General features: G+C 38.0%; 13 protein-coding genes. 12 read left to right on the top strand and 1 reads right to left on the bottom strand.

What is annotated here, in order from left to right; genetic code table 11:
• From alr to AC220I_RS11045, 9 genes are all read left to right on the top strand, one after another.
• On the top strand, positions 1-904 hold a 904-nt coding region (gene alr / locus AC220I_RS11085; RefSeq protein ID WP_486723896.1), incomplete at its 5' end, for an alanine racemase.
• Between the two features lie 257 nt (positions 905-1,161).
• Positions 1,162-1,401: a hypothetical protein gene (locus AC220I_RS11080; protein WP_486723895.1), complete on the top strand. Its 240-nt coding sequence runs from the start codon at positions 1,162-1,164 to the stop codon at positions 1,399-1,401.
• A 1-nt stretch (position 1,402) separates the two neighbouring features.
• Positions 1,403-1,759, top strand: coding sequence for a type II toxin-antitoxin system PemK/MazF family toxin (locus AC220I_RS11075; RefSeq protein ID WP_486723894.1), 357 nt, complete (start codon positions 1,403-1,405; stop codon positions 1,757-1,759).
• Between the two features lie 134 nt (positions 1,760-1,893).
• A complete protein-coding gene (locus AC220I_RS11070; RefSeq protein WP_486723893.1) occupies positions 1,894-2,376 on the top strand; it encodes a hypothetical protein in 483 nt (160 codons plus the stop codon).
• Between the two features lie 16 nt (positions 2,377-2,392).
• Positions 2,393-4,558, top strand: a complete 2,166-nt coding sequence (locus tag AC220I_RS11065; protein WP_486723892.1) for a DUF5693 family protein — start codon at positions 2,393-2,395, stop codon at positions 4,556-4,558.
• Complete coding sequence (csaB, locus tag AC220I_RS11060) at positions 4,551-5,636, top strand: polysaccharide pyruvyl transferase CsaB (RefSeq protein ID WP_486723891.1); 1,086 nt, start codon at positions 4,551-4,553, stop codon at positions 5,634-5,636. Before AC220I_RS11065 ends, csaB begins: the two co-directional genes overlap by 8 nt.
• A 10-nt stretch (positions 5,637-5,646) precedes the next feature.
• Positions 5,647-6,396 (top strand): WecB/TagA/CpsF family glycosyltransferase, encoded by a 750-nt coding sequence (locus AC220I_RS11055; protein ID WP_486723890.1) that lies wholly within the window; start codon positions 5,647-5,649, stop codon positions 6,394-6,396.
• 28 nt (positions 6,397-6,424) lie between these two features.
• Positions 6,425-7,573 carry a 30S ribosomal protein S1 gene (gene rpsA / locus AC220I_RS11050; protein WP_486723889.1) on the top strand — a complete coding sequence of 383 codons (1,149 nt, stop codon included), beginning with the start codon at positions 6,425-6,427 and terminating at the stop codon, positions 7,571-7,573.
• Positions 7,574-7,794: 221 nt separating this feature from the next.
• Positions 7,795-10,284 (top strand): Lon protease family protein, encoded by a 2,490-nt coding sequence (locus AC220I_RS11045; protein WP_486723888.1) that lies wholly within the window; start codon positions 7,795-7,797, stop codon positions 10,282-10,284.
• A gap of 66 nt (positions 10,285-10,350) precedes the next feature.
• Here AC220I_RS11045 and AC220I_RS11040 read toward each other — a convergent pair whose 3' ends face one another.
• Positions 10,351-10,917 (bottom strand): 5-formyltetrahydrofolate cyclo-ligase, encoded by a 567-nt coding sequence (locus tag AC220I_RS11040; RefSeq protein WP_486723887.1) that lies wholly within the window; start codon positions 10,915-10,917, stop codon positions 10,351-10,353.
• Between the two features lie 163 nt (positions 10,918-11,080).
• On the opposite strand from AC220I_RS11040, the gene ftsE reads away from it, so the two are divergent.
• From ftsE to AC220I_RS11025, 3 genes are all read left to right on the top strand, one after another.
• Positions 11,081-11,767 carry a cell division ATP-binding protein FtsE gene (gene ftsE / locus AC220I_RS11035; RefSeq protein WP_486723886.1) on the top strand — a complete coding sequence of 229 codons (687 nt, stop codon included), beginning with the start codon at positions 11,081-11,083 and terminating at the stop codon, positions 11,765-11,767.
• A complete protein-coding gene (gene ftsX, locus AC220I_RS11030) occupies positions 11,751-12,650 on the top strand; it encodes a permease-like cell division protein FtsX (RefSeq protein WP_486723885.1) in 900 nt (299 codons plus the stop codon). The genes ftsE and ftsX overlap by 17 nt, the downstream gene beginning before the upstream one ends.
• A 9-nt stretch (positions 12,651-12,659) precedes the next feature.
• Positions 12,660-13,115: murein hydrolase activator EnvC family protein (locus tag AC220I_RS11025; protein ID WP_486723884.1), on the top strand; the 456-nt coding region annotated here is incomplete at its 3' end.

Below are 13,115 nucleotides of genomic sequence, written 5' to 3'. Positions count from 1 at the left end.
CACACCAAACGAAAATGCTAAGGAAGTTATAGAAAACAAGCTTATACAGGCTTTATATAATATTGAGCAAGCCATTCATTTTAATGACCAAGCGAAAGTGCTTAATCAAATACTAAAGGTCCACATTAAACTGGATACGGGAATGCGTAGACTCGGTATGGCCATCAATGAAGAAACTATTGATCAAATTCAAGAAATGACCACTTTTTCGAATCTTAACATTGAGGGTATTTTTACGCATTTTGCAGTGGCAGATGAGACGGATAAAAGTTTTACGCATCTGCAAGTAGAGCGTTTTAAAACCATAGTTGAAGCGCTTGAAAAGCGCAATGTTCATATTCCAATTAAGCATGTTGCCAATAGTGCCACAATTATTGATTGTCCAGAATACCAGTTTGACATGGTGAGAGCTGGCATTATGCTCTATGGGCTTTATCCGTCAGGAGATGTCAATCACGATGCTGTCGATTTAAAGGAAGCCATGTCTCTTCGGGCTCAAATATCTCATGTTAAGATGATTTCTGACGGGGAAGGTATTAGCTATGGCTTAAAGTACAGAGCGCATGGTGATGAAAAAATTGCGACTTTACCACTTGGCTATGCAGATGGTTTTACAAGAGGTTATACTGGCAAAGCAAAGGCAATCGTAAAGGGTCAAATCAGACCGATTGTGGGTAGAATCTGCATGGACCAGTGTATGCTTAATGTAACAGGTCTTGAAGTACAACAAGGCGATGTCGTAACACTTTTTGGTAGTGACGGTGACCACTTCATCAGTATTGATCAATACGCAGAGATGATCTCAACCATAAACTACGAAGTTGTTTGTATGATATCAAAACGCGTGTTAAGGGTTTACAAAAAACAAAATGAAACTGTGGCAATCATAGATTATTTGAGATAATCCTTGATTTTTATAGCGATTTAATTTGAAGTATGATAAAATATTTTTTAGATAGAGACATATAAATGTAAAATGGGTTACGGGAAGCTTAAAAAACAAATATTTTGGGCAATTTTTTTGGGAGAAGAAGGGCTAAATTATAGATGTTTATGGATTTTTAAGACATTAAAGGGTTATTTTTAATGTTATTAGGGTAACATAAACAGAGAGAAATTGTTTTGATGCGATAGGGTATCGTTAACAATGGGGGTTTTGTGATGAAAAAAAATGCTCAGTACGATTGTGATTCTTTTAGTGCATACACATTTTTTATGAAAAATGTTGCCCTAAAATCACACAAGAAAAATGCTCTAAAAAATTGTAAGGCCTGCGAGACAATGCGTTTTGGCTACGAAATGATGGCTCAGATAAATTTGGAATTTTGCGAATCTGGGTTGATAGATTACTTATCTGCGTTATCTATCTTTGAATCAAAGTTGAATGGAGATGATAATTAAGGTGAATATTAAAAGAGGCGACGTATTTTTTGCAGATTTATCACCTGTGCGTGGTTCTGAACAGGGTGGACAAAGACCGGTTTTAATTATCCAAAATGATATTGGAAACAAGTATAGTCCAACTGTGATCATCGCAGCAATTACAGCAAAAATTGCGAAAGCAAAATTACCGACACATGTTGAAGTCGAGGCTTCTCAAGTAGGTTTATTAAAGGATTCAGTTGTCTTATTGGAACAAGTTAGAACGATTGATAAAACGCGATTGATTCAAAAACTAGGGCATCTTGAAGAAGGTGTAATGGTGGCTGTTGATAAAGCCTTGGTTATCAGCCTTGGTCTATATGAGGAAGACGTTTAAATTACCTGTATATCTTTTTATATGCAGGTTTTTTCCTGTTTTTTGACAAACACACTATGAAATATAGCACGAACCTGACTCATATGTTAAAATGATTGGTGATAGTGTTAAAATAAATCTCTCAGGAGGCAGATATGGCAATAAATAAAAATCTAATCATAGGCTTAACGCTTGGTATTTTTATTGGGGTGCTTGGTATAGCACAGGCTGATGGCACAGCAGGCACGACAGCAGATCCTCTTGTAACGGTGAGTTATATGGAGATGAAGCTCAAGGCACTCGATGATAAGTATTTAGCTGAAATAAATGCATTAAAGAGTCAAATTGGTCAAACAACCGGCACGAGTCAATTGTTTGAAATCGTAAATGTCCCTAGCGGCAGTGCAATTTATTTTGCCAGTAGTGCGGAATTTATCATAAGAGTTGGTAAGGCCACTGTTATTGATCCAAATTCTGTGGGGATTCCGGATTTAACGGATGGCAACAAGGTCTTAAATGGTAAGAATGTACCCATTGATCATCATATGCTTGTGCCAAGTAATGATGGCAGAGGCGTATTAACCTCTGAAGACTCTTGGATAATGATTAAAGGCAATTATACGATAATTTCTAATTGAATTGTGTGGAGGAATCATGAACTTAAAAAAGAAAATATATCTCATATTATTTGTGGTGAGTTTAATAGCAACAGGAACAATGCTTTGGAGTCGGATCAATGTTGAGAATCAAGCTAAAACAGTGGATATTGTAGCAGATTATTATGAGTTCACACTCTATGCGGATCAACTCGGCATCTCACATGAAGAAATGTTTAAGACCTTGTCTGAAAGTGGCATTTCTAGTGTTGCCATCTCTGAGGATACCCTCTATAGTATGGTCAACGAGCAGCAAGCTATTGAGTATGACTTGCTCTTGAATGTAAAAAAAGATTTGGAGTGGGAAAAGTCATATGGTAATGTAGCGGCAGCATACTTGGCTGCAGATACCAACAAATACGATATGGTTGTAAGAACATATGACCAAGCCTTGTTTGACCGCTTAAGTCAAGGGATCAAGGCCAGATATGACGAAGGCTTTTATCAATTGTTTGATGAACAAGTCAAAACGATTGTCCTAAAAGGTCAAATTGAGGACCTTTATTATACTGAAGATAGCCGCTATAAGGACATCCTAGCAAAGGGGGTAAAATTGCCCCGTATAGAGGTTTCATCTGCACTTGAAGACATAGGCCTTGGGTTTGATCCTGCTAAGATTGAAATCGTCAAAAAGAGTGGCTTGCCGATTAACCTGAGACCTATTAGCTTTGGTAGGGCCAATACCAATATTGCCAAAGCCTATTTTGAAGACGTAGAAAAATATGATGAAAAGCCAATGGAAATCATATTTGGTGGTAAAGACGCACTGGGATATGAGAAGGGTGTTCGAAATTATGATCCAATGGTTTATGACAAACTCCTTCAAGACAATATTCCCCTTGCACTGATTGAATCCTCAGTTCAAAGAGGTCACACTGATCAGTCAGGCGTATTTCAACTTGCACAAGATTTAAATTACAATATTGTACGGGTCTTCCCTGTAATTGAGTATATTCAGCAACGATATGACTATTTAGGTTATTATGAGGGTTCCATTGAAATAGAGAATACACTTTATAGAGCCATTACAGAGCGAAACATTCGCGTGATCTATTTTAGACCATACAAACAAACCAATTTTACCTACTATGAAGTGCTTGATGATTACAAGTTAATGTTTGAAGGGCTTTCAAAGAGACTTGAACCACATGGGATAAGTCTTGGTAGACCAAGTGTTATGCCTTATCATTCAGTACCGCCTTATTTGCTGATGCTTTCTGCATTTGGATTGTTAGTCCTTGGGTTGATCTCTTTAAAATTGATTTTTGATATCAATGAGAAATTTGAATGGGTTCTATTTATTCTGGGCATGGTCTTCATACCAGCAAGCGTTTACCTGATACCGAATTTAAGTGTAGAACTTTATGCTTTTACAGCTGCAAATGTCTATCCGACCATTGCCATTATATTTTTTATTGAGTATATCAAGGATATCTTGCTCAGCACAAAAGTCTACACCTTTAAAGGCATTATCGTTAAATCAACATTGGGCTTGACTGCGATTGTACTTCTTTGCCTCTTAGGTGGATTGACTGTAGGTGCAATCATGTCCAGATCGGACTATTTAGTGGAGATGAGTTTTTACAGGGGGGTAAAAGCAAGTTTACTTTTACCCATGTTCTTGTTTGTTGTGGTCTATATAATCAAACTCGGCTACAGAAGAAATGTACACGATTTAGAAGAAAATACATTCTTTGTGGAGGATTTGAAGGGCTTTATCTATGAGAATGTTAAGGTTTACTATTTAATTGCTGCTGCAGTGTTAGCCTTTATCGTTTATATTTATATTGCCAGATCCGGTCATGAAACAAATGTTGAAGCCTTGAACATTGAAATTATCTTTAGAAATTTCCTTGAAAATGTTATGCTGGCAAGACCAAGAACGAAAGAGATTTTAATGGCCTTTCCAGCCTTTACAGCAACTATTTACTTGGCATGTAGAGGTTATCAGCGTATTTTGTTCCCGTTTGCATTGACATCTATGATTGGATTTACTTCAGTCGTAAATACTTTCTGCCATTCGAGAGCACCAATTTATCTCTCTACTGCAAGAACCTTTTTATCACTGGCAATGGGACTGGTCATAGGCATTATCGTTCTCCTTGCGTTAGAAATTATTAATCGCATTTATGTTGCGTATTTTGGGAGTAAAAATTATGAATAAAGTCGTGATCTCAGGCTTTTATGGATTTCACAATATTGGAGATGAAGCGATTCTGTTGACTTTGACTCAGAAATTAAAGCGGGTCAACCCAAAAGTTCAAATCACAGTATTGTCAAATAATCCAGAGGAGACCATGCAGAAATTCGATGTAAACGCAGTTAATAGAAGCGATGCTTTTAAGGTTGCCATGGCCATCATGAAGTGCGATGTACTCCTCAGTGGCGGCGGCAGCCTATTACAGGATGTCACAAGTGCAAGAAGCATTCATTACTATTTGAGTATTATCAGAATGGGGTTGCTCTTTAAGAAAAAGGTCTTCCTCATCAGTCATGGTGTTGGGCCCTTGATCAGAGAATCCAATAAAAAGCGCGTTAAACGGATATTAAACAAGGTTCATCGTATAACGGTTAGGGATGTTAAATCCTATGAACTCTTGATGTCAATAGGTGTAAAGCCAGAAAAGGCAACGATAACCACTGATCCAGTTATGGATCTTGAGTGTCAAGCCCTTGATGAAGGACAGGCAATTATTGATAAGCTCAATCTTAAGGATCCAGAACGTCAAAATATTGCAATAGCCATTAGACAGAAGGATTTTAGAGATGATGCCCACAAGGATTTATTGGTTCAAATGGCAAATCGATTGGCGCAAAAGTATAATGTTATCTTTGTCCCATTTTACTATAAGAACGACACTAAGATATTTCAAGATATACATGGCAAGACTGATGAACACGTATACTTTATTGTGGATAAATACAATTCGTTGGCCTTTTTAAGCCTAGTGCAAAATATGCATATTTTAGTGGGTTCAAGATTGCATTCGCTTATCTTTTCACTGGTGGCTGAGGTGCCATTTGTGGGGATAAGCTATGATCCTAAAATTGAGAATTTTTTAGAAACGGTCCAAATGGCGCCGGTATGTACGATACATGATTTCAAACCAGAAGCAATAGAAGCAGAAATTGAAAGATATGAGCAAGATTATGAAGCTGTTAAGGCTAAAATTGTTAAATCAAAATATGATCTTAAAGCAATTTTGAAGGTCAATGATGAAATATTAGAAACACTGATATAGTGGAGGATTAATGGAAATTTTTAAGGGAACGAATTATGTTAAAATTTTTGGGGTTAAAATTGACAAGGTAACCATGGAGGAAGCCAATAGTCGTTTAATCAGTTTTATGCAAGGTGATGAACTTAAAATGGTGTTCACGCCCAATCCAGAATTTATAATGAGAGCTCAAGAGGATGCTGAATTTAAAGAAATACTTTGCCAGGGTGACTTAGTGGTACCTGATGGCATCGGACTAATCAAGGCATCCAATATTCATCATCTCGAATTGCCAGAACGTATTCCAGGGATTGAACTTATGGAAAAGGCCTTGGAGTTTTGTAATCGATCTCAAAAAAGTATATTTATATTTGCCGGAAAACCTGGTGTTGCAGAAGCGGCAGCTAAGAAGATATCTGAGAAATATCCAAACTTGGTCGTAAAAGGTACCCAAGATGGCTATTTTGAGGAAAAAGATGAACTCAGAATTTTAGACAGAATCAATGAAGCTAAACCGGACTTACTGATTGTGGGCCTTGGTGCACCAAAACAAGAAAAATGGATTTATAAGCATCGAAAGATCATCAACGCAAAAGTAGCAATAGGCATTGGCGGTGCTGTAGATGTGTGGGGTGGCGCAGCAAAACGCGCTCCTAAGCTGTTTATCAAGATGAACTTGGAGTGGTTATATCGATTGTTGATGAACCCTTCGAGAATTGGCCGCATGATGGTTTTACCTAAATTTATGATAAAGGTTATTTTTTCTAAAACGATAGATCACTAAAAAAGAGATTAATTTTGGAGGGATAAGCATGAGTGAAAATATGTCAATGGCAGAATTAATGGCACAGTATGAGACGAATAATGATTTAAACAAGGGCGATATTGTTGAGGGCACGATTTTATCGGTAAATGCTGAGGAAGTCATCGTAAACATCAACTATATTTCAGATGGTGTTTTGCCTAAGGAAGAAATTGAAGGTAGCACAACTGAAGGCTTAAGTATTGGTCAAAAAATATCAGTATTTGTCGTTAAAACGGATGATGGCGATGGTAATGTGCTTCTTTCTTTAAAAAAAGCGGATCAAATTTTAGTATGGGATGAGTTTGAAAAGATATTTGAAGGCAAACGCAAGCTGAAAGTAAAAGTGAAAGAAGCAGTTACTGGTGGTTTGGTAGCTGATTATAAAGGTGCAAGAGTATTTATACCGGCATCACAGGTTGCACTTTCATATGTGGATGACCTAAAACCTTATTTACACCAAACCATGGAAATTGTATTAATTGATTATAAGAAGGCAGAACAAAAAGTTGTCGGTTCAAGAAAAGTGATTGAGTTAGAGGCGCAGGAGCGTTCGAAAGCGGATATCATGTCAAGAATATCAGCTGATGACCGCATTACAGGTAAGGTTGTGAGACTCGCGGATTACGGAGCCTTCGTAGATCTTGGTGGCGTAGATGGTCTGATTCATATATCACAGCTTTCTAATAGACGCATAAAGCATCCAAGTGAAGTTCTTAATGAAGGCGATCTTGTGGATGTGATTGTCCTTGAGGTCAACCGTGAAAAAGACAGAATCAGTTTGAAACTTGCCGATATTAAGGCTAGTCCTTGGGAAAGTGTTGATGCCAATTATCAGGTAGAAGATATCGTTCTCGGAACGGTTACGCGAATTATGAATTTTGGTGCTTTTGTTGAAATCGAAGATGGTTTAGAGGGCCTAGTGCATATTTCTGAATTATCTGACCAACATGTTTCCAGAGTACAAGAAGTTGTGAGCGTTGGCGATGAGATACAAGTGATGATTCTTCAAATTGACAGTGAAAATCAAAAGATTGCCTTGAGTCTTAAGGCTGCAAAAGAAGCAGAATTACAAGATTTCGAGCCCTATGAAGAAGAAGCTCAGACCACCACGATGAGCGATCTCTTTGGAGATAAACTCAAGAATTTAAAATTCTAATGGCTAATGGTGGCGTGAGGCTTCAAAAATTGTAAAACAAGAGGTGGATTTATTGAAAAACCATAATTTTTCAATAAAATCCGCCTTTTTTTTAATTAAACTTATTTTGATACAAAAAAAAGGGTATTAAGGCTTTGTGTAGAAATTTAATAAATAGGGATAGTTTTCTTATGAAGCGGTTCTAATCTGAATTTCAATAAAATCATAACACGGAGGCGATTATGGAATATTTAAAGCTTAAACCTGAACAACTCAATAATAGATGCGAAGCTAAAACATTTGAGTTTAAGACAACCGAAGATTTACCACCAATCAGAGGAATTATTGGGCAAGAACGCGCTAAGAAAGCACTGCAATTTGGCCTAAATGTTACAAAAAAAGGCTATAATATATACGTTTCTGGCCAATGGGGCACCGGTCGTAACAGTTTTGTTAACATGTTGACAGAAGAACAAGCGGTTAAGCAACCTGCGCCGTCTGATTGGCTATATGTCAATAACTTTAAGGATCAATATCATCCAGTTGCAATTAAGATTGCAAATGGAGAGGGTAAAAACTTTATAAAATATGTTGAAAGGGCTATCCGCTTTCTAAGAAAGGGCATGGAAGAAATTTTTTCAAGTAGAGATTATGAAAATGCCCGTCAAAAGCTTGTTGAAGAATACAATATGCACTCTGCAAATGTCATAGAGAAGTTAAACTCGGTTGGTGAAAAGTATGGTTTCCTCTTCTCGCTAAGTGAGAAGGGCATTGTCAGCATACCACTACGAGATGGCAAGCCAATGAATGAGGAAGAATACAACACCATTACTCAAGAGGAGTATGAGAAGCTCATGGGCAATTCTCAAAAACTCAATCTTGAAACCATTGACCTCTTCAATCGATTGAGATTGGAGGAAGAAAACTTAAGAAACAAGCTTAAGAGTCTTGATGAACAAATGGGTAGACACTTAGTGAAGTTCCACCTTGATGCCATTAAGGAGAAGTTCAAAGAGAATGACGACATCAAAAAATATCTTGAGTTTTTAGAGGAAGATATTGTTGAGAACTTAGATGAGTTTAAAAATGACGAGCCTGAAGCAGACGAGCGCAATCCACTTGCGATGTTTGCCATGAGTCAGCAAAATCCAGAGGCCTTTTTTGAAAGATATCGCATAAATCTGTTTGTAGATAATTCTGAAACGCAAAGCGCTCCTGTGATTTTTGAATCCAATCCAACTTATTTCAACCTTGCAGGCAGTATTGAGTACCTCAATGAAATGGGCGTCATGAAGACCGATTTCACCATGATTAAGCCAGGGGCTCTTCACAGAGCAAATGGTGGCTACCTCATATTACTTGCTAAGGATATTTTAGCAAATCCATTTGCATGGAAAAGCTTAAAGCGTTCCCTACTTGATGAATCGGTTTCGATTGACAGTAGAATTTCATCATCGGGTGCCTTGGTTTCTCATACCATTAAACCTCAACCAATCCCAATTGATGTTAAGGTCATCATCATTGGCGATTACTACACTTATTCGCTTCTAAATGCCTATGATGAAGAGTTCCAAAAGCTATTTAAAGTCATGGCCGATTTTGATGAAGACATGGAGAGAAATGAAGAAAACATTTCTAAGTTCGCTAGATTTATTTCCACGAAGTGCGAAATGGACAATCTCAATCATTTTATGCCGGATGCTGTTGCGCTTTTAGTGGATCATGCCACAAGATTAGCAGATGATCAAAGCAAATTGACAGCACACCTTAAAACACTAGGTGACATCATTATTGAAGCAGATGCCTGGGCAAACTACTATAAGGATGAATACGTTAAAATAGAGCATGTGCAAAAAGCTCTGGATGAGCGAAAGTATCGTGCCAATAAATACGAAGAGCAAACCATGTCCTTGTTTGAAGAAGGCACCTACCTAATGGATGTCTCTGGTTATAAGATCGGTGAAATTAATGGCTTGGCAGTCGTTGGCACAGGCCAGTATAGTTTCGGTAAACCGTCTAAGATCACAGTGTCCACATATCAAGGTAGATCGGGTATTATCAATATCGAGCGAGAGGCAAGAACAAGTGGTAAAATCCATGACAAAGGGGTCATGATACTAACGGGATATCTCGGCAAGATGTTTGCACAAGACAAACCCCTTGCTTTAACAGCAAGCATCGTGTTCGAACAGCTCTACTCTGGTGTGGATGGCGATAGTGCTTCAAGTACGGAACTTTATGCACTGCTTTCAGATTTATCTGGTGTACCGATCAATCAGTCCATTGCGGTAACGGGTTCAGTTAACCAGAGGGGGATGATTCAACCAATCGGTGGCGTAAACGAAAAGATTGAGGGCTACTTCAAAGTTTGTAAAATGAAGGGGCTTAATGGGGAACAAGGCGTGATCATACCTAAGCAAAACGTCAAGAACCTCATGTTAGATCAGGAAGTTGTAAAAGCAGTAAGCGAAGGCAAATTCTCCGTTTGGGCAATCAGCCATGTGGATGAAGGCATAGAGATCTTAACGGGTAAACCCGCAGGTAAACGCAACAGCAAGGGGATATTTGATAAAAATTCAATCAATGATTTGGTGGATAAACGCCTTAAGCATTTGGCAACACCGCCGAAACAGCCTAAGCCTCAAACGCCGAAACCAGCAGAAAAACCGGCTGATAAGGCCGTTGAAAAACCTGAAGAAAAGCCTAAGGAACAAGCTAAGGCTAAAAAATAGGCATAAACAGCAGTTCAAAATAAAATGGACACGAATATCGTGTCCATTTTTTTATATGCTTTATACTTAAAACAACTGTAGGCCTTCTTCTGTGATGAGTCCCGTGAGGGGCAAATCGTGTTCTTCCAGGGGGATGTTGTCAATCTGTTGCAATGAGAAGGCTATACCAATACGCGGTACGGATTGATTTAACTTTTCGAAAAAGCGATCATAAAAGCCGCCACCGTAACCCAGACGATGACCCGTGTGGTCAAAGGCAACACCAGGTGTTAGAACCAAATCAATTGTGTTGATGTCAATGCGTTCGTGGATTGAAGGGTTTGGTTCTAAAATGCCAAATTTACTCAGATTAAGTTCAGATAGGTCATTAACCTTATGAAAAGTCATTGTTTTTGTAGCCATATCGATATAAGGTAGAAACAAGGCTTTATTTGCTTCAAGAATATAATCGTTGATGGGTGCCATAGAGACTTCGTTTCTGAAATCCACAAAGGAAGCAATAGCACGTGCATTTTTGAAATTTTCCAATTGTATCAAAATCTTTAGAACTTCTTCACTGTATTTTTCACGCTCTTCAGTGGTTAAAGCAGATCGCATGAGCATCATATTTTGCCTAATTTGTTTTTTATCCATGTCGTTCACCTCAGTGTAATATTTATTTAATAATTATACACTTAAATTGCAAGTCAAGTATAGGTATAATATAAATGAAATGGTTTATTATCACTGAAAAATTAAGTATAATAGAAGATAGTATAAAGTGTTTACAGGAAAAATGAGAAGGGTTAGGACATTTATGATAGAGTTTAGCAATGTTTCCAAACGTTATGATAACGGTGTAATGGCACTTAACAATGTCAACATAAAAATTGAAAAAGGTGAATTCGTTTTTATTGTGGGACCAAGTGGCGCAGGAAAGTCCACTTTTATAAAATCCATTCTGAAAGAGGTGGATGCAACAACGGGTAAAATATGGGTTGATGATGTGAACATAACACGTCTGCATCGAAGAAGAGTGCCTTATTTAAGGCGAAAGGTCGGTGTGGTCTTTCAGGACTTTAGGCTACTCCCCAATAAAACGGTCTATGAGAACATCGCCTTTGCAATGGAGATCTTAGGCACACCTCAAAGGACCATCCGAAAACAAGTACCAATGATTTTGTCCCTAGTGGGTCTATCTGGTAAGGGAAACGTCTACCCAAATCAACTGTCAGGTGGCGAGCAACAGAGGGTTTCCATAGCGAGGGCTATGATTAACAACCCTCCTATTTTGATTGCCGATGAACCAACAGGCAACCTTGACCCTGAGACCTCATGGGAAATTATGAAGATTTTAAGGACCATCAACAGACGTGGAACCACTATTTTGATGGCAACACATGATAAAGATATTGTTGACGTTATGAAAAAACGCGTTATTGCACTTGAACGAGGTGAAATAGCAAGAGACGATAAAATAGGAGTTTATGGCTATGACGATTAAACCGATTTTCACATTAAAAGAAGCCTTAAAGAGTCTTTGGCGAAATCGTATGATGAGTATCGCATCGATTTCCTCAGTTTCTGCAACCTTGATTATTTTAGGAATCATCTTTGCACTGATCATCAACATCAATTCACTGGCTCAGTCAGCCAAGCAACAGTTTGATAGCATACAGGTCTATTTAAAAGAAGATCTTTCGTCTGATGAAATCGCAGACTTGAAGCAACAAATCGAAAGTATTTCAGGGATTGAATCCGTCGTATATGAAAACAAAGAAGAAGCCTTAGTGAGGATGAAAACCTCATGGAAGGAAAATGCCTATTTGCTGGAGGGACTTGAATCAAACCCACTCCCTAACTCATTTATTGTCTATTTGACAGATATTTATTATTCTGAAAGTGTTCTGGCTTCCATGGATAATTTAAGAGGGATAGAAGAAATTAAGTCCTATCAGGATATCGTTGAAAAACTGCTTGCCTTTACGGATCTAATCCGAAAAGCAGGTTTGATCATCATCTTTGTCCTTATTGCCATTTCGACTTTCATTATCCACAACACCATTAAACTTGCTGTTAATTCAAGGCATCGAGAAATCAACATTATGAAATATGTCGGTGCAACAAACTGGTTTATCAGATGGCCTTTTTTAACTGAAGGAACCATCCTAGGACTCGTTGGCGCAGGCATCGCAGCAGGTCTTATGAAAATGGGTTATGAATATGTCTATGGCATGTTAAACTCAGATTTTTACGTTCTTATTGCTGCATACATCATCAAGCCTGAGGTTCTCATAAAAGATTTGATTTTCTTGTTTGTAGTGATTGGTGCAGGTATTGGTGCACTGGGTAGTATCTGGTCAATGCGCAAGTACTTGGATGTTTAGGGGGCCCTTATGAAATTAAAAAAATGGCTGCCAATTGTATTGATTTTCACATTGCTCTTTATGACGGCATCTTGGGCTGATAATGATGAACTCAAGAAAAAAGAACGAGAGCTTGAAGAACTGAAAAAGCAAATCGAATCCATGGATGCTTCGATTGATGCCAATAAGACCCTTCAAAATAAAACAGCTTCAAACATCAAAAAAGTGAGTACGAGCATTAAGAACCTAGAAAAGGAAATCGCAGATTTAGATGTCAACATCGGCAAAACCGAAAATGACATAGAGATTAAAACCCTTGAGCTCTCAGATGCTGAAGCTAAAATCGGAGAGAAGAACGAACTTTTAAACGATCGCCTTAGGGTTATGTATAAAACAGGTTCGATAGGCTATCTTGAAGTCCTATTCGGTTCAGAGGATTTTACAGATTTACTGTCTCGAATTGATATGATTCAAAAAATACTGGTT

This window comes from Fusibacter sp., from assembly GCF_057447755.1.
This window is presented reverse-complemented; position numbering and strand designations above follow the sequence as displayed.